11 protein-coding genes and 1 pseudogene are annotated in these 17,919 nt (G+C 47.8%); 9 read left to right on the top strand and 3 right to left on the bottom strand.

Going from position 1 to position 17,919, the window contains the following annotated elements:
* Window positions 1-171: 171 nt before the first annotated feature.
* The gene (locus ACMXI2_RS03165; protein WP_483780269.1) at window positions 172-2,229 is read right to left on the bottom strand and encodes an alpha-L-fucosidase; all 2,058 of its coding nucleotides are present in this window, start codon (window positions 2,227-2,229) and stop codon (window positions 172-174) included.
* Between the two features lie 536 nt (window positions 2,230-2,765).
* On the opposite strand from ACMXI2_RS03165, the gene ACMXI2_RS03160 reads away from it, so the two are divergent.
* The gene (locus ACMXI2_RS03160) at window positions 2,766-4,160 is read left to right on the top strand and encodes a Gfo/Idh/MocA family protein (RefSeq protein ID WP_483780268.1); all 1,395 of its coding nucleotides are present in this window, start codon (window positions 2,766-2,768) and stop codon (window positions 4,158-4,160) included.
* Window positions 4,161-4,391: 231 nt separating this feature from the next.
* Here the strand turns inward: ACMXI2_RS03160 and galK are convergent, their stop codons facing one another.
* Together galK and ACMXI2_RS03150 are read right to left on the bottom strand one after the other, a co-directional pair.
* Window positions 4,392-5,537 (bottom strand): galactokinase, encoded by a 1,146-nt coding sequence (gene galK, locus ACMXI2_RS03155; protein ID WP_483780267.1) that lies wholly within the window; start codon window positions 5,535-5,537, stop codon window positions 4,392-4,394.
* Between the two features lie 109 nt (window positions 5,538-5,646).
* The gene (locus tag ACMXI2_RS03150; protein ID WP_483780266.1) at window positions 5,647-6,969 is read right to left on the bottom strand and encodes a sugar MFS transporter; all 1,323 of its coding nucleotides are present in this window, start codon (window positions 6,967-6,969) and stop codon (window positions 5,647-5,649) included.
* Between the two features lie 197 nt (window positions 6,970-7,166).
* Between ACMXI2_RS03150 and ACMXI2_RS03145 the strand changes: the two genes are divergently transcribed.
* The 8 genes and pseudogenes from ACMXI2_RS03145 to nagB all read left to right on the top strand — a co-directional run.
* The gene (locus ACMXI2_RS03145; RefSeq protein ID WP_483780265.1) at window positions 7,167-9,083 is read left to right on the top strand and encodes an MFS transporter; all 1,917 of its coding nucleotides are present in this window, start codon (window positions 7,167-7,169) and stop codon (window positions 9,081-9,083) included.
* Window positions 9,055-10,020 carry an ROK family protein gene (locus tag ACMXI2_RS03140; RefSeq protein ID WP_483780264.1) on the top strand — a complete coding sequence of 322 codons (966 nt, stop codon included), beginning with the start codon at window positions 9,055-9,057 and terminating at the stop codon, window positions 10,018-10,020. Before ACMXI2_RS03145 ends, ACMXI2_RS03140 begins: the two co-directional genes overlap by 29 nt.
* A 36-nt stretch (window positions 10,021-10,056) precedes the next feature.
* Window positions 10,057-11,112 carry a glycosylasparaginase gene (locus ACMXI2_RS03135; protein ID WP_483780263.1) on the top strand — a complete coding sequence of 352 codons (1,056 nt, stop codon included), beginning with the start codon at window positions 10,057-10,059 and terminating at the stop codon, window positions 11,110-11,112.
* Window positions 11,113-11,175: 63 nt separating this feature from the next.
* The gene (locus tag ACMXI2_RS03130; protein WP_483780262.1) at window positions 11,176-11,931 is read left to right on the top strand and encodes a copper homeostasis protein CutC; all 756 of its coding nucleotides are present in this window, start codon (window positions 11,176-11,178) and stop codon (window positions 11,929-11,931) included.
* A gap of 85 nt (window positions 11,932-12,016) precedes the next feature.
* Window positions 12,017-12,559 (top strand): alkaline phosphatase family protein, encoded by a 543-nt coding sequence (locus ACMXI2_RS03125; protein WP_483780261.1) that lies wholly within the window; start codon window positions 12,017-12,019, stop codon window positions 12,557-12,559.
* A 75-nt stretch (window positions 12,560-12,634) separates the two neighbouring features.
* Entirely contained in the window at window positions 12,635-13,402 is a 768-nt protein-coding gene (locus ACMXI2_RS03120) for an endonuclease/exonuclease/phosphatase family protein (RefSeq protein WP_483780260.1), read from the top strand.
* A gap of 20 nt (window positions 13,403-13,422) precedes the next feature.
* Window positions 13,423-15,717 carry a family 20 glycosylhydrolase gene (locus ACMXI2_RS03115; protein WP_483780259.1) on the top strand — a complete coding sequence of 765 codons (2,295 nt, stop codon included), beginning with the start codon at window positions 13,423-13,425 and terminating at the stop codon, window positions 15,715-15,717.
* A gap of 235 nt (window positions 15,718-15,952) precedes the next feature.
* Window positions 15,953-17,884: pseudogene (gene nagB, locus ACMXI2_RS03110) on the top strand (glucosamine-6-phosphate deaminase); the annotation flags it as partial.
* Between the last annotated feature and the right edge of the window lie 35 nt (window positions 17,885-17,919).

The raw sequence follows: 17,919 nt of genomic DNA, 5'->3' as shown, positions 1-17,919 counted from the left end.
ATACTGATTTAGGGGATTTGATCTGTTTGGATTTTAAAGGATTTGGGGAGATATAAGCGGATATTTTCGCTTATATCTCCCCAAATCCTTTAAAATCATTATAAAATCTAAAAAGTAAAATCAGGCAAATCAGTATAACCAGCGTAATCCTGAGAAAGACAACATCCGCGTTTAGCGGGTAATTACCCCTAACTCGGCAATGGCTGCCTGCGGCTGCTTTTCATCGGCCGGCGAAGTAGCCACAAAGCGGATGTAGCGGGCGCTGGTCTTTTTGAATGCCACCGTTTGCTGTACCGGGTTGTTTTTGATATTGGCAAACTGACCGCTGGCTACCGGGCTGCCCCAGTTTTTGCCATCGGTGCTGGTGTAAAACTCATAGCCGTAAATGATTCCGCCGCTACCGGGAGGAGTGTACGTAAATCCTTTCAGGGAAAGGGTTTCGCCCAGATCCACCTGCAACTCATGCGGATATCCTTTATTGTCTGCCACATAAATAGCAGCGTTGCTGCCATCTATTGCTTTAGCCGGGTCATTGTCTTTGGTTGCCTCCGGGGAAATTACTTTCCATTTGGCAGCAGCGATATCAAAGGTGGCGGTAGCTGTTTCACTGGCAGTTTTGCCGTTATCCAGGAACGCTTTGGCGTGTACCACACCGCCCTGGGGCAGGTTGATAACAGTAGTTTCTGCAGATATATACTTCGGCGACTTCACGGTAGGTTCGCTGCCATCCAGGGTGTAGTGAATCTCAGGGTCGCCGGATTCGCTGTGGATCCATACTTTCCCGTCGGCGGTGCGGCCAATCTGTGGCAAAGTAAGTAACCCCGGCGCTTTGTACAGCTGCACTTCACTGATCACCGGCGCCGCTTTTGCATCCAGGATGTTAATACGCACCTGTGTAGTGGTGTAATCCTTCAAACGCAAAATACGTTTGTGCCCGATGGTGGTTTCGTTGGCAATTTGCTTCCAGGCGCCTTGTTCCAGCACTTCTACGTTGAAGGCCTTCACCCGCTGACCCAGCGCAATATATTCCTGCAGTACCAGCCTGTTAAAAGTAACCGGTTGTTTATAGGTAAGCGTGATGGTAGTGGTGGTGGCATCGTCGGTGGCGGCCCAGTAAGTGGTGTTGGCGCCATCAATCAGGTGACCCACCTTTACAGCTTTATTGTTGCTGCGGGTGTTGGTGGCTGTTACTACTGCACGCTTTGCCAGGTTGTTTTTGAAAGACGCATCCAGCACACGGCGCAGCTCCATCAGGCGGGTAGAGTCGTTCGGGTGAATAAGACCATCCCGGTCTACCGGCACATTAAGGATCAGGTTACCGTTGCGGCCCACAGAGCCGTAATAGATATCGAGCAGCGAGGACACGGATTTTACCTTATCGTTTGTTTCAGGGCTGTAAAACCATCCTGGCCGGATAGATACGTCGCATTCTGCGGGGATCCATTGTTCGCCATCCTCATTACCTTCATTGAGTGATTTGGTGGCCGGACCATTTGCGCCCGGTGCAAAACCTTTTACATTCAGTGTGCTCCAGTTGGTAGTACCTGCAATACCATTCTCATTACCCACCCAGCGGCAGCCAGGGCCCACATCACTAAAGATCACGGCATTGGGCTGATTTTTATATACCACGCTGTGAAACAGGTTCCAGTCGTACGGTTGTTTGATATTACCGCCATTGGCGCCATCGAACCACTGTTCAAATACAGGGCCGTAGCTGGAAAGTACTTCATTAAGTGTATTGGCAAACACCTGGTTATAACCAGGCTTACCGTATTCGGGATGGTTGCGGTCCCACGGAGAGAGGTACACGCCAAACTTCAGACCGTACTCCTTACAGGCAGCCGACAGTTCAGCCAGCACATCGCCTTTACCGCCTTTCCAGGCGCTTTCGCGTACGGTATGGGTACTGTATTTGCTGGGCCAGAGGCAGAAGCCATCATGGTGTTTCGCGGTGATCACAATTCCTTTCATACCGGCCGCCTTGGCGGTACGCGCCCACTGACGGGCATCCAGATGGGTAGGATTGAATACTTTCGGATCTTCATCCCCATGTCCCCATTCTTTGTTGGTGAAAGTGTTGGGTCCAAAATGAATGAACATGTAATATTCCATGTCATTCCAGGATACCTGCGCTTTGGAAGGCAGGGCGCCGTAAGGTTTGATCTCCTGGGCCATTGCCATATTGAAGCCGAGCAGCCCCGCGAGGAGTAACGTGTTTTTCTTCATTGCCTGAAATAAAAGTTACGGATTACGATGTGAGCGAAGATATAGCAGATAATCAGAATCCTTCAATCTCAAATTCCCTATTATTAATTCAATTTTAGCTTAAACCGGCCTTTAAGGTTCCGTTAACTGTAGGGAAATACCATAGTAAGAAAAGCCATAAACAATAAACTATCCTGGGACCAGCCCAGGTATAGTTATACTTTACCCATAAAAAAAACAGTGATAAGTGATAGATAACCCGTATCTCTATAGGTATGGCTTATATATGACTTAACTATGGCTTATATATGGCTTATCTATGAGTTATCTCTGAATAGCGCATACCTGGTACATGCCAAAACCCAGCTTTTGACATGCCTTTGAGGTGGACTTGATCTGCTTTCCCCCGTCTGTGGAGGACGGGATAAGTGGTGATCCCCCGCCGTTTATCACAAAAATGTAAGATTATTCTACAGTAGGTTGGTTTAGATAAATCAATTTTTATAAATTTAGTCCCTCCTAAGACGTATAATGTATACGCTGATAAACTTTGAACAATGAATAAAAATCCACTGCATCGCAGAAGTTTTCTGAAAAACACGGTAGCAGCTGGCGTAGGACTTTCTATGCTCGGCTCTTCTGCCAAATTATTTGCCAACGAAAAGAAACCAAAAGTTAGAATCGGTCTGATAGGTGTTGGCGCCCGCGGACTCGGTCACCTGAATTTCTGTCTCCATCGGGAAGACGCGGAAGTAGTTGCTTTCGCGGATCCTGACACCACTTACACCCTGCCAAAGGTACGGGCCATGATCGAAAAGGTATACGGCGGCAAAAGAAAAGTAGCTGAATACACGAACGGTCCGGAAGATTTCCGCAACATGCTGAAACGTGACGACATTGATGCGGTGATCATTGCCACTCCGTGGGAATGGCATTCTATCATGGCGGTAGCCTGTATGAAAGCAGGTAAAACACCGGCGGTGGAAGTTTGTGGCGCATCAGATATCCAGGAATGCTGGGAACTGGTAAATACCAGTGAAGAAACCGGTATCCCTGTATTTGGTATGGAAAACGTATGTTACCGCAGGGATGTGATGGCCGTACTGAACATGGTACGCCAGGGTTTATTTGGTGAGCTGATCCACTTGCAGGGTGGTTACCAGCACGATCTGCGTGGCGTTAAGTTTAATAACGGCAAGCAATATTATGGCGGTGGTGTGGAATTTGGAGAAAAAGCATTGTCCGAAGCCAAGTGGAGAACAGCCCACTCTGTACACCGCAACGGGGATCTGTACCCTTCACACGGCCTGGGTCCGGTGAACAACTATATCAATATTAACCGTGGTAACCGCTTATTGTCGCTGACATCCGTGGCTACCAAATCCCGTGGTTTACATAAATACATTGTGGATAACGGCGGTGAAAGCCATCCAAATGCAAAGGTAGAATTCAAACTGGGTGATATCGTGTCTACCCTGATCAAAACCAATAATGGTGAAACGATCATGCTGTCGCACGATACCAACTCTCCGCGGCCTTACTCACTGAACTTCCGTGTTCAGGGTACCAATGGTTTGTGGATGGATGACCAGGAATCTATTTACGTAGAAAAGAAAAGTAAGCACGACGAGTGGGAAAAGACCGGCGACTTTAAAGACCCCAACAGCTACTTTGGCAAATACGACCACCCATTGTGGAAAAGGTATGCCAACGATGCTGCAGGCGCGGGTCATGGCGGTATGGACTGGTTTGTACTCAACTCTTTCCTGGAATGTATCAAACGTGGTGCGCCCTATCCGCTGGATGTATACGACATGGCTACCTGGTACGCTATCACTCCGCTGAGTGAGCAATCCGTAGCAGAAAGCGGCAGTGTGCAATTCATTCCGGACTTCACCCGTGGCCGCTGGATGAACAGAACGCCGATCTTCGCACTGGACGACCAGTACTAAGCGCAGGGAGCGCCTTCGGCGCTTTTAAATTGTCTTGGAGCAGGATTAGGCTGATTATACTGATTTGCCTGATTTGCTTACGTTTTGATTTTAAATGATTAAGGGAGATAGAAGCGGGTATTCGCTTTTATCTCCCTTAATCATTTAAAAAAATCCCAGAAAATAAAATCAGGTAAATCAGTATAATCAGCCTAATCCTGCTCCAAGACAATTTAAAAGCGCCGAAGGCGCCTAATCAATAATGGAAACCCCTTCTTCAATAATGGTTACATATACTTCCGGCTCCTTACCATATTGATCCAGGTACCGTGATTTGATAAAGGATACGTATTCATCTACTTTATCAGCTTTTACGAGATTGATGGTGCAACCGCCAAAACCTCCGCCCATTACGCGGGCGCCGGCCACTTCTTTTCTTTCCCTGGCCAGTGATACGAGGAAGTCCAGTTCCGGGCAGCTTACTTCATAGAGTTTACTCAATCCTTCGTGGGTGGCATACATCAGTTCACCGAATTGTTGCAGGTCGCCTTTTTTCAGCAGTGCAGTAGCGTCCTGTACCCGTTGTATTTCAGCGATCACGTAATTACAGCGGTCATATACTTTAGAAGAAAGCTGTGCGCGTACTTCGTTGAGCATGTTCATATCTGCATCCCGCAGGGATTTCACGGCGGGGTGATTTACCTGGATAGCCTTTACCCCTTCCTCGCATTGCTGCCTGCGTACATTGTATTCAGAGGAAGCAAGCGAGTGATGTACCATAGAATTGCACAGCACTATTTTGTAATCGGGGAAGTTGAAGGGGAAATATTCAAATTCCAGGCTGCGGCAGTCGAGGCGCATTACCTGGTCTTTTTTACCATGCAGGTTGGCAAACTGGTCCATGATGCCGCATTTTACACCCGGGAAGGTATGTTCTGCCTTCTGACCGATGAGGGCCATTTGCATACGATCCAGTCCGTACGCGAAGATATGATCCAGTGCGGCTACAAGACCTCCTTCCACGGCGGCGGAAGAAGACATGCCTGCGCCTACGGGAATATCGCCGGCCAGTACACAATCGAAGCCCTGTACGGGCAGCCCGCGTTCCTGCAACTGATACACTACGCCCATGAGATAGTTGATCCATCCGGGAGTTGGCTTTACCTCCTCCAGGCTGAACGACACCGTTTCATTGGTGAAAACGGCGTGCACGTTACATTGCTGTGTATTGTTGAGCGCAATGGCGTATACAATTTTTTTATCGATAGCTGCGGGTAAAACAAAACCATCATTATAATCTGTATGTTCACCGATCAGGTTGATTCGTCCGGGCGAAACGACCATCAGTGGCTCTTTTTCAAATAAGTGGATAAACTGCTCCCTGGTTTCTTGTATCATTAAAAGATTATTAAACGTAAAATTTACACCTAAAAATATAAAAATGATTGAGAATAAAAAAAGGTTGTTCTGAAAATCAGAACAACCTTTCAAAAAATATCAGGAGTAGTTAATTCTTGCCCACTTTATCGCCTACCAGGGCATAAAACAGGATGTACAGGTAGCAGGGCACCATGCAGTACAGGAATGCGTGTCTGAAATCGATGCTGCTGCTGTAAAGGAAGCTGAACATGCTGTGCTGGTCAAACATACCGCTGTAGATCTGCGGGATCACGCCACCACCGGCGATACCCATTACCAGTAAGGCGGAGCCTATTTTGGTGAAGCGGCCCAACCCGTCGATGGCCATTGGGAAAATGGCGGGCCACATGAGCGCGTTGGCCAGTCCGAGTAAAGCGATGAACGTTACCGCGGAGAAGCCGGTAGCGAAATAGGCGGCCACGGTAAACAGTACGCCCAGTATAGCGGAGATCTGTAATCCTTTTTTACCGGAGAGGTATTTCGGGATGGTAGCGATCCCTATTACATAACCTGCCAGCATGGCTACGAGGGTAAAGGTGGTGAAGTACTTGGTGTCGTCCACACTCATGCCGAGGGCTTTTCCATACTGACCAATCACGTCGCCGGCCATTACTTCCGCGCCAACATAAACAAAGATGCAGAGTACGCCCAGTACCAGCTGAGGGAACTGGAATACGCTTGTTTTACCGGTGGTAGCTGCAGCGGTGGCTGCATCTTCCGTATTAGTATCTATTTCCGGTAAAGAAGAACGTTTCAGGAGAAACGCCAGTATGGTTAATATGATGGCGATAGCTACATAGGGCCCTATTACGCGGGAAGCCAGGCTATCGAGTAAAGCATTTTTCTGTACTGCGTCTACCGCAGCAGCAATATCTTTTTCCAGCTTGTCGGCTCCTTTCAGTACAATAGAGCTGAGGATCAGTGGGGCCAGGGCGCCTGCGCTTTTATTACAGATACCGAGGATACTGATACGCTTTGCCGCACTTTCCTTTGGCCCGATGATACTGGCGTAAGGGTTGGAAGCGGTTTGCAGCAATGATAATCCCGCGCCCTGGATGAACAGGCCCGTGAGGAACATAGCGAAGCTGCGTGCGTTGGCGGCAGGTATAAACACCAGGGAGCCAATGGCTATAATGAGGAGTCCTAAGGCCATCCCGTTCTTAAAACCTGTTTTGTTCAGGATAAAGGAAGAAGGAATGGAGAGGAAGAAGTAGGCCATATAAAAGGCCATTGTTACCAGCAGCGCCTGGGATACGTTCAGTTCACATACGATCTGGAAAAACTGGATCAGTGTTCCATTGAGCCAGGTAACAAACCCGAATACGAAAAACAATATGCCGATAATGGCCATTGATTGCGCATACCCGGCCTGTTTGGAAGGGACATTCATTGTTACTGTTTGGTTGGACATAAGCTGTCAGAATTATTTTTTTTGATAAGCACGAACATAATTAAACTTCTCCTATATTTCTTGTATATTTCGCAATTATTTTTGCTAAAACGTTTTATCAGATCGCTAAATTGCAAGAATATTTTGACTTTTTAAAAAATTTTAAAAAAATAATTATACATTTAACCGGCAAAATTTCACCGTAACTTAACACGTTTATGATTCAGCAATCAAAACAAAGCGCACAAAGCACCCATCCTTCGTTCTTTGTGCTTATTCTGGTTTTCTTTTTCTGGGGATTTCTGGCTGCATCCAACAGTATCTTTATCCCGTTTTGCAAATCTCACTTTAACCTTACCCAGCTGGAGTCGCAGCTTATCGACTTCTCTTTTTACAGTGCCTATTTTATAGGTTCGCTGATCCTGTACCTGGCTTCCACTGCAAGGAAAGTGGATATCCTCAACAAGATCGGGTACAAGAAGGGTATTATTTACGGGTTGCTGATTTCCGTGCTTGGCTCGGTAATTATGATTCCATGTGTGAATAAGGAGAAGATTGTTCCTATTAAAGAAACGATTGCTGACATCAGCGGTTTCCAGGTAGAGCAGCAGTTGCAGACTTCCGACAGGCAGGTGAAGATCCGCCGTGAGAAAGATCCTGACACCTATTCCCTCCTGATCAGCAGTAATGAATCAGCTGAAAAGTACACCACGAATCCGCAGTTAATTTCCGCAGTTTCCGGAGGCTTTACAAAAGATGAGGAGCATAAACAATATGCTGCCAGTTTTACAAAAGCTAACCTGGAAAAGATAGTAACTGTACTGGATACAGACTATAAACAAACCGTTACGTTTGGATATTTTGCCCTTATCCTCATGGCTTTATTTATAGTAGCCTTAGGATTTTCACTGCAGCAAACCGCTGCCAATCCATTTGCAATTTTACTGGGAGATCCTGCCAAAGGTACTCACCGTTTGAACCTGGCAGGAGGTGTTAACTCCTTCGGCACTACCATCGGACCTATTATCGTGAGCATGTTGCTGTTTGGTAATATTAAAGGCGGCGAAGTAAGTACGGATATCAGCAAGATCAATACTTTATATTTCCTCCTTATTGGACTGTTCCTCGTGGCAGCTGCTATTTTTGCTTTTGTGAAGATGCCGGAAAGTCAGGATACAGAAGGGTTTGAATCTTCTCCCAAAGCTACCAGGTCGTTACTGGCTATCACATTTATGTTTGTGCTGATCCTCATGGGCCTGATACTGAAATTTGAGTTGCCTATGTTCATTGCGGGTATTGTGGGTATTATCGGTATCCTCTTTTATACCAAAATGGCGTCTGCAAACAATAGTGAAGGCTGGGGCGCGATGAAATATCCGCAGCTGATCCTGGGTATGCTGGCTATCTTTATCTATGTGGGTGTGGAAGTATCCATTGCCAGTAATCTCGGCGCATTGCTGAAGCATCCTGGTTTCCTGACCGTAAAAGGTTTGGCAGAATCAGAACTGGATCCGTATGTATCCCTGTTCTGGGGAAGTATGATGATTGGCCGCTGGACCGGCGCCATCAGCGTATTCAACGTATCTAAAACCACCCGTAATATCCTCTGTGTAATTGTTCCTTTTGTAGCTTATGGTGTTATTCTCGGCGCCAACAGCATCAAGGGTAATGATATCAGTGTTTTATATCCATATGCTATCTGTATAGTGGTGCAGATCATTGGCTTCTTTGCCGGCCAGGACAAACCTGCCAAAACCCTTACCATCTTTGGTTTGCTGGGTGTTGGCTCTGTTCTGATCGGATTATTTACCACCGGTCAGCTGGCTACATTTGCATTTATCAGCGGCGGATTATTCTGCTCTGTGATGTGGCCAAGCATTTTCGCATTATCTATCGCAGGTCTGGGCAAATATACTGGTCAGGGCTCTGCGTTCCTGGTAATGATGATCCTCGGTGGCTCTCTCATTCCTCCTGTACAGGGCGGTCTGGCAGACATTGCAAGCATTGGTATCCACGCCTCTTATGTTATTCCGGCGCTGTGCTTTGCTTATCTCGCGTTCTTCGCATTTAGAGTTAAAACCATTTTAAAATCTCAAGGAATTGATTATGAGTCAGCAGTTAGCGGTGGGCATTGATATCGGGGGTACTAACACCAAATTCGGTATTGTAGATCGCAGGGGTAATATTATTGGTGATGGTCGGATGTTGACCAATCAGCATGAAGATGTAAATGGCTTCCTGGATGAATTACATGGACACCTGACTATTCTTATTAACGAGGCAGGCGGCATTGAAAACATGAAAGGTATCGGCGTAGGCGCTCCTAACGGGAACTACTATACCGGTAATATAGAATATGCGCCAAACCTGCGCTGGAAAGGCGTAGTGCCACTGGCCAGTTTGCTGGAACAGAAATTCGGTTTACCAACCGTACTCACCAACGACGCCAATGCGGCAGCTTTGGGTGAGCTGATCTACGGCGCTGCCAGGGGTATGAAAGACTTTATCGTAATCACCCTGGGTACAGGTGTGGGAAGCGGTATTGTGGCCAACGGGCAACTGATTTATGGTCATGATGGTTTTGCCGGTGAGCTGGGTCACTGTATTGTGATTCCCGACGGCAGGCTGCATAGCGGTACCGGAGCGCATGGTTCACTGGAAGCGTATGCTTCCGCCACCGGCGTTACCAATACTGCCATTGAATTCCTGGCTACCCGCCCGGATACGCACAGCATCATGCGGGAGCACACCAAGGAAGAAATCAACTCCAAGCTCATCTACGAAGCCGCCATGAAGGGCGATCCCCTGGCAATGGAAGTATATGAGTTCACCGGCAAAATACTCGGTGCAGCCCTCGCCAATTTCGTGATGTTCTCCAGCCCGGAAGCCATTGTGCTGTTCGGCGGTTTAACCAAAGCCGGAGACCTCATCATGAAACCGGTACGGGAGCATATGGAGAAGAACCTGCTTCCTATTTTCCAGAATAAGGTTAAATTGCTGTTCTCTGAACTGAAAGAAAGCGATGCAGCTATTCTGGGCGCCAGCGCCCTGGCATGGGAAATGAAAGACTAGCTTTCAGCGGAAGCAGAAAAGTATAAAATGCTTTATATGAGTAATAGAAGATCATTCCTGAAAACAGCGGCCCTCAGCGCCGCTGTTTTCTCTTTGGATGGAGTAACGGGAACGCCTGCACGTTCGCAGGGAAAACGCGGACCAGTAAAAGGAAAGCCTATTGTGGTATCTACCTGGGACTTTGGCCGTGCGGCCAATGCTGCCGCCTGGGAGGTGCTGAAGAAAGGCGGCCGCGCGCTGGACGCTGTGGAAGCCGGCGTAAAGATACCGGAAGCAGATCCCAACAACCACACCGTTGGTTTCTCCGGTTACCCCGACCGTGATGGTCGTGTTACACTCGACGCCTGCATCATGGATGAACATGGGAACTGCGGCGCTGTAGGTGCGCTGGAACACGTTACCCATGCTATTTCAGTAGCCCGCCTGGTGATGGAAAAAACGCCGCATGTGATGCTGGTAGGCGATGGCGCCTTGCAGTTTGCACTGGCCAACGGCTTCCGGAAAGAAAACCTGCTGACGCCGGAATCAGAAAAAGCATGGAAAGAGTGGCTGAAAACATCAGAATATAAGCCCATCATCAACATAGAAAACAAATCGTATACACCCACCAACGGCGCCACCGCGTTTAACCCGCTGATGCTGCCGGGGAATGTATACAACCACGATACAATAGGCATGGTAGCAATGGACGCCGACGGTAACCTGTCGGGCGCCTGCACTACCAGCGGCATGGCGTTTAAGCTGCATGGCCGCCTGGGCGATTCTCCCATCATCGGCGCAGGATTATATGTAGACAATGAAGTTGGCGCTGCTACCAGCACCGGTGTTGGAGAAGAAGTGATCAAAATAGTAGGCAGTCACCTGGTGGTGGAACTGATGCGTCAGGGTTATTCACCGGAAAAGGCATGTAAGGAAGCAGTAGACCGCATTGTAAAAAGAAGTCCGTCCAAAGCAAAAGAAATCCAGGTTGGTTTCCTGGCCCTCAATAAAAAAGGAGAGCATGGGGCTTATTGCCTTCAGAAGGGCTTTAGCTATGCCGTGTGCACCAGTGATACCAGCAATATTTTAATTGACGGGAAACATCATTTTTAGCAGGCAGGGATCAGTGATAACGGCTGATCCCTGTACTGATACCTCATTCAAAAGCTGTTTTTTATGCCTTTCACCCTCGAAATATGCGCAGGATCAGTAGCATCCTGCATTGCTGCAGAAGAAGGTGGCGCAAACCGGATAGAACTCTGCGACAACCTGCTGGAAGGCGGCACTACGCCCAGCTATGGTACCATTGCGCTGGCCAGGGAAAAAGTAAAAATAGACCTCTACCCTATTATCCGCCCGCGTGGCGGCGATTTCCTTTACTCCGACCTGGAGTTTGAAGTGATGAAACGCGATATTGAGCAGAGCAAACTACTGGGCTGTAACGGTGTGGTAATTGGTATCCTCCTGCCCGATGGCCGCGTGGATAAACAAAGATGCAAAATACTCGTTGACCTCGCGTGGCCAATGGGCGTTACTTTTCACCGCGCCTTTGACATGACAGACAACCCGTTTGAAGCCCTGGAAGATATTATTTCCATTGGTTGCGAACGGATCCTTACTTCCGGCGCACACAATACCGCCCTGGAAGGCGCTTCCCTGCTGAAAGAGCTGGTAGAAAGAGCCAACGACCGCATCGCCATTATGGCCGGTTCCGGCGTTCGGGCCAACAATATTGCACAATTAATTGCCGCTACCGGTATTACGGAATATCATACTTCCGCAAAAGGCTATGAAGAAAGCGGGATGATCTATCGCAATCCCAATGTGAGTATGGGCGGCGTTCCCGGCGTTCCTGAATATGGCATCTCCGCCACGCAGAAAAAAGAAGTAACATTAATCCGTGAAATAGGCGAGAAAACATTACTATCTTAGCCCACGATGTTTAGCTAAGGATTTATTGAAAACCCATTATTAATTTTACAGCCTAACGCATGTTAGCTTAAAAGTGAACAACGAAATGAAAAAACTGATCATTGTAACAGGTTTGTTGCTTGGCGGATTCTTCGTGCAGGACGGTGCGTGGACTTTACAGGCCCGCAGTGTATTGCCTTCCCCCAGTGCAGTTAACCGGGCCTCTATGGTGATGGGCGCAGGTCCTGAAGTACACGGTTATACAGCATGGGACAGCCGGAAACCTGAACTGCCTTCCCGTGAGCTGGATCAGTATGGCATGTTTCCTTCTATATATACCCTGTTACGTGAACAAAAACCAAAGGCAGAGGTAGGCGTTATTTATAACTGGGACGGTATCGGTTATTTGTTTCCAAAAGCAGCGGTAAACAAAGATCCTGGTACACACGACAACGACAGCCTGGCTACTGCGGCATCTGTAGCCTATATCAAAGAAAAGAAACCGGATTTCCTGTTCATCCATTTTGATGAACCCGATGGAACCGGGCACAATATTGGTCATAATATACAGCCTTACTTCGGCCAGGTAGCAAAGAATGATGTGTTGCCGGGAAAAATTCTGCAGGCAGTGAAAGATGCGGGAATGTAGGATAATACGATGAGTTGAAAACACCGCAGGTGTGGACCGGAAGGCCAGTGACGGAAGCGTTCAAATGATATTGATATGAAAAAAATGCTGCTTTTTACGGTGGTATGTTTTGCAGGTAGTGTCCTTTTTGCGCAAACGCAAAAAGTAAAGGTGCTCACCTACAACATTCATCACGGGGAAAACATGAAACAGGTACTGGATCTTCAGGGAATCGCCAATGTAATACTGGCCACCAATCCCGACCTGGTAGCGTTGCAGGAAGTAGACAGCGCCACCGGCCGCACCAGCCAGCGTGATCAGCTGAAAGAACTGGCCTCCATCACCGGCATGTACACCTATTTTGCCAAATCAATGGATTTTGACGGCGGCGGTTATGGCACCGGCATCCTTTCCCGTTTTCCCATCAGCAGCAATACTACCCTGATGTTACCTTCTGCAAAAGGCAATGAGCCCAGGGCCGCCGGTATTGTTACCGTGCAGCTTCCGGGAGACAGCTCCCTCCAGTTTGTAACTACTCACCTGGATGCAGGTAAAAAGGCTACCGACCGCATTGCACAGGCCAATGCATTGGCAGACTATTTCAAGGCAACGGCTACTCCCGTGATTATTGCGGGCGACTTCAACGCCCCTCCTGCTTCAAAGGAAATCAATGTACTCAAACAGGTATTTGCGGATGCCACCAGCCAGATGGGACCCACCTTTCCTGCTGATTCACCGACAATAAAACTGGACTATATCATGCTTGCTCCCAAACACCGGTGGACGATCACCGGCGCCCGTATCATTGAAGAAACAGTAGCGTCCGATCATCGCCCGGTGTTGTGTGAACTTGAAATGAAATAAGAGAAAAAACAATCCATTATATGACAATGAAAAGAGTAATTCACCTGTGCTTACTGATGGCAGCAACAAGACTGTGGAGTTGTACCACTCAGCAGCCCGTTGCCCCTAAAGGCAGTGTGAGCATCATTCCTATGCCTGCCAGCGTCAGCGAAACAGCTGATTCTTTTTTGCTGGATAAGCAAACGGTGATTGTTGCCAATAATGAAAGCGACAAAAAAACAGCCGCTTTATTTAATGCCTGGCTCAAAGAACTAACCGGGTATGAACTGGCGGTGAAAGAACAGGGAGATAAAAATGCCATCCTGTTACAAACCGGCAATGACACTACTAACGCAGAAGGATATACGCTTACTGCGGATCACCACCTCATTACCATCAAAGGCAACAGCGGCGCCGGTACTTTTTATGGCGTACAGACGCTGATCCAGTTACTGCCGGTTGAAAAAGCGCGCGCCATGTTTGTACCTGGCGTAAATATTACCGATGCGCCGCGTTTCGCTTACCGCGGGCTGCACCTGGATGTGGGCCGTCATTTTTTTTCTGTTGATTTTATAAAGAAGTATATCGACCTGATGGCGATGCACAAGTTAAATACGTTTCACTGGCACCTGACAGAAGACCAGGGCTGGCGTATTGAAATCAGGAAATACCCGCGCCTGCAGGAAGTGGCTTCCAAAAGAAAAGAAACAATGGCCGGCCGTTATGCCGACAATAAATACGATGGCAAGCCTTATGGCGGCTTTTATACACAGGAACAGGTGAAAGAAGTAGTACAGTATGCCAGCGATCACTTCATCACCGTTATCCCGGAAATTGAAATGCCGGGACATTCACTTGCAGCGCTTACGGCGTATCCCAACCTGGGCTGCACCGGTGGCCCGTATGAAGTAGGCACCCGCTGGGGCGTTTACGATGATGTATACTGCGCGGGCAACGACAGCGTTTATCTTTTCCTGCAGGACGTGCTGGATGAAGTGATGGCATTGTTTCCCAGCAAATATATCCACATCGGCGGAGACGAATCTCCCAAAGTACGCTGGGAAAAATGTCCTAAATGCCAGGCGCGCATGAAGCAGGAAGGTTTGAAAGATGAACATGCGTTACAGAGCTATTTCATTCAGCGGATGGAGAAATACCTGAACAGCAAAGGACGGCAAATCATTGGATGGGATGAAATCCTGGAAGGCGGCCTGGCTCCCAATGCTACAGTGATGAGCTGGAGAGGCATTGAAGGCGGCATTGCAGCAGCCAAACAAAAGCATGATGTGATCATGACGCCGGGTGAATTCTGCTACTTTGATCACTACCAGTCCAAAGGTACGAATGAACCACTGGCGATAGGCGGATTCCTGCCGGTAAGCCAGGTATATGCCTACGAGCCCATTCCGGCGGAGCTGAGCAGCGATGAAGCTAAATACATCAAAGGCGCCCAGGCCAACGTATGGACAGAATACATCAACAACACCAATTACCTGGAATACATGGTATACCCGCGTGCAGCTGCATTATCAGAAGTACTGTGGTCGCCAAAGGACAAGCGTAACTACGACAACTTTGTAGACCGTTTGAAAGTACATGTAAAAAGACTGGACCTGAAAAAGGTAAATTATGCCAAACATGTTTTTGAAGTTACCGGCAAAGTAACCGATAATGGCAAAGGTGGTGTGGCCGTAGTATTGAATTCAAAACTGGATGGCGGTAAAATATTTTTCACTACCGATAGTACTGCTCCTGCCCCTCAGGCGACTCCTTATACAGCGCCTGTACAAATTACCCGCAGCGGAACACTCCGTGCACAGGTATTTCTGGATGGCAAACCTTTTGGCAACGAGTACGATCAAACGTTCCTGTTTCACAAAGGACTGGCTAAAAAGGTAAGCATGGCTTCCGCAGCGGATGCAGGTCACCGCCCTGCCAGTGACTTTACCCTGGTAAATGGAGTGGAAGGCAATGCTGCTTACAACGATAACGAATGGTTTGGCTTTAAAGGAACAGATATGGAAGCAGTAGTAGAGCTGGACAGTGTGCAGGATATTCACCTGGTAGGCATTAATACGATCAATGTGAAGGGCGACTGGATCTACCCACCGAAGCAGGTGGTGTTTGCTGTATCTGACGATGGTAAAACCTATAAGGAAGTTTACAAACAAAACACTTTTGCACAGCCGGGCATCAATAAAGTAAGAGGCCATTTGCAGGCTGTTCGCGGCCGCTTTGTGAAAGTGCAGATGCAGAACTTTGGTAAGATCCCTGCCGGTGCAGCAGGAGCTGGCAACGGCGCATGGTTGTTTGCAGATGAGTTTATCATAAACTAAAAATCGAAAACCGTCCCGGTAAATGCGGAACGGTTTTCATTTTATGACTCCTACACCAAAATATATGATACGGCCTTCAACCGCTGTGTGCTAAACATATTAACGAGATCAAATATTAAATGGTTTATAACAAGCTAAAGAAATATAATTTAAATATTGCTAAATAATAATGTGCATTAGCAGTAAATTCTTTAATTTTCCGGCTCGTTTTTAAACCGCATCTAATCAAAAACGTTTACAAATGACGATTAATCATCAGGAAATCGAACTGATCGACAGCTTTGAACAAATTGCTGTGGAAATACATCCTTCTGCCAAAGAGGGTTCCAAAGCAGTAGCACAGGAAATTGCCGCACTGATCCGCGAAAGACAGGCTACCGGCCAAAAATGTATTTTAGGATTGGCCACCGGCTCTACTCCTAAATATCTGTACGCAGAATTGGTACGTCTGCACAAAGAAGAAGGACTCAGCTTTAAGAACGTCATCACCTTTAACCTGGATGAATATTATCCTATAGAGCCGGATGCTTTACAGAGCTACAACCGCTTTATGAAAGAGCACCTGTTCAATCACGTTGATATCCCTGAAGGTCAGTACAACATTCCGGATGGTACGATTCCAAAGGATCAGATCAAGAAATATTGTGAGGCTTACGACAAACGTATTGAAGAATTGGGCGGTATCGATATCCAGGTGCTGGGTATTGGTAACAACGGCCACATTGGTTTCAACGAACCAGGCGCCAATATTAATTCACACACCCGTCTCGTTACACTGGACAACAGTACCCGTTTGGCCAATGCGTACGAGTTCCCGAATATGAGCCAGGTGCCCCGTTTGGCTATTACAATGGGCCTTAGCAGCATCTTTAAGGCAAAACGCATCTTACTGATGGCGTGGGGTTCGCATAAATCCAAAATCGTTCGCCGTTCTGTAGAAGGACACAGTACCGACCAGGTGCCTGCTTCCCTGCTGCAACAGCATCCTAACTGCAAGTTCATCATCGACGAACAAGCTGCGGCTGAACTGACCCGTTTCAACGAACCGTGGCTCACCGGCGATTGCGAATGGACTCCGGGCCTGATCCGCAAAGCAGTAACCAGCCTGGCGCTGAAACTGAACAAGCCTATCCTGATGCTCACTGACAAGGACTATAACGAAAATGGTTTGAACGACCTGATCGTACAGTATGGTTCTGCCTATGAGCTGAATATCGAAGAGTTTAACGCCATCCGCGATACCATTACCGGCTGGCCTGGTGGCAAGCCTGGTCCGCAGTTACCAAACCACCCGGAGCGTTCAGAACCCGCTAAAAAGCGCGCGCTGATCTTCTCCCCGCATCCTGATGATGATATCATTTCTATGGGTGGTACTTTCATCCGCCTGCACGAACAGGGGCATGATGTACACGTAGCTTATCAAACTTCCGGCAACATTGCTGTAACAGACGAGTTCCTGCTGCGTTTCATCGATTTTGCCGTAGGTTTTGAAGGTATGTTCGACATTGATAAAAGCAAAAGCTCCCTGATCCTGGATGAAGCAAAAGCATTTATCCGCACCAAGAAGCCAAGCCAGAAAGATACCCCTGAAATCCGCGCTATCAAAGGTTTGATCCGTCGTTGCGAAGCAAAAGCTACCTGCCGTTATGTAGGTATTGCGGAAGAAAACGCCCATTTCATGAACCTGCCTTTCTATGAAACCGGTTTGGTGGAAAAGAAACCAATGGGACCAGAAGATGTGGCGCTGACAGTAGCGCTGCTGCGTAAGCTGAAGCCGCAACAGATCTTCTGCGCCGGTGACCTTGCCGATCCGCATGGAACGCATAAGGTGTGCCTGGATATAATTTTTGCTGCACTGGAAATTGTGAAAACAGAAGACTGGGCGAAAGATTGCTGGGTATGGCTGTATAAAGGTGCATGGCAGGAGTGGGAAATACATGAAATTGAAATGGCTGTTCCCATGAGCCCCGACCAGGTGATGCAGAAGCGTCTCGGCATCTTCATTCACCAGAGTCAGAAAGATGTGGTGCCTTTCCAGGGAACCGATCTCCGCGAATTCTGGCAGCGTGCAGAAGACCGTAACGCCAACACGGCCGACCTGTACGACCGTTTAGGTTTACAGAAATATGCCGCTATGGAAGCATTTGTACGTTACCATTTTATGTAAATAAATCATAATTTTAGGGGACTGTGATAACCATC

The organism is Chitinophaga sp. G7 BAM 1005, from assembly GCF_057126945.1.
The sequence above is the reverse complement of the archived record's forward strand: the minus strand, read 5'-3'. Positions and strand labels throughout refer to the sequence as shown.

Coding starts and splice junctions, on each gene's coding strand:
- ACMXI2_RS03145 (WP_483780265.1), top strand. CDS start 7,167: ATGATTCAGCAATCAAAACAAAGCGCACAAAGCACCCATCCTTCGTTC.
- ACMXI2_RS03135 (WP_483780263.1), top strand. CDS start 10,057: ATGAGTAATAGAAGATCATTCCTGAAAACAGCGGCCCTCAGCGCCGCT.
- ACMXI2_RS03150 (WP_483780266.1), bottom strand. CDS start 6,969: ATGTCCAACCAAACAGTAACAATGAATGTCCCTTCCAAACAGGCCGGG.
- ACMXI2_RS03160 (WP_483780268.1), top strand. CDS start 2,766: ATGAATAAAAATCCACTGCATCGCAGAAGTTTTCTGAAAAACACGGTA.
- galK (WP_483780267.1), bottom strand. CDS start 5,537: ATGATACAAGAAACCAGGGAGCAGTTTATCCACTTATTTGAAAAAGAG.
- ACMXI2_RS03125 (WP_483780261.1), top strand. CDS start 12,017: ATGAAAAAACTGATCATTGTAACAGGTTTGTTGCTTGGCGGATTCTTC.
- ACMXI2_RS03165 (WP_483780269.1), bottom strand. CDS start 2,229: ATGAAGAAAAACACGTTACTCCTCGCGGGGCTGCTCGGCTTCAATATG.
- ACMXI2_RS03130 (WP_483780262.1), top strand. CDS start 11,176: ATGCCTTTCACCCTCGAAATATGCGCAGGATCAGTAGCATCCTGCATT.
- ACMXI2_RS03115 (WP_483780259.1), top strand. CDS start 13,423: ATGACAATGAAAAGAGTAATTCACCTGTGCTTACTGATGGCAGCAACA.
- ACMXI2_RS03120 (WP_483780260.1), top strand. CDS start 12,635: ATGAAAAAAATGCTGCTTTTTACGGTGGTATGTTTTGCAGGTAGTGTC.
- ACMXI2_RS03140 (WP_483780264.1), top strand. CDS start 9,055: ATGAGTCAGCAGTTAGCGGTGGGCATTGATATCGGGGGTACTAACACC.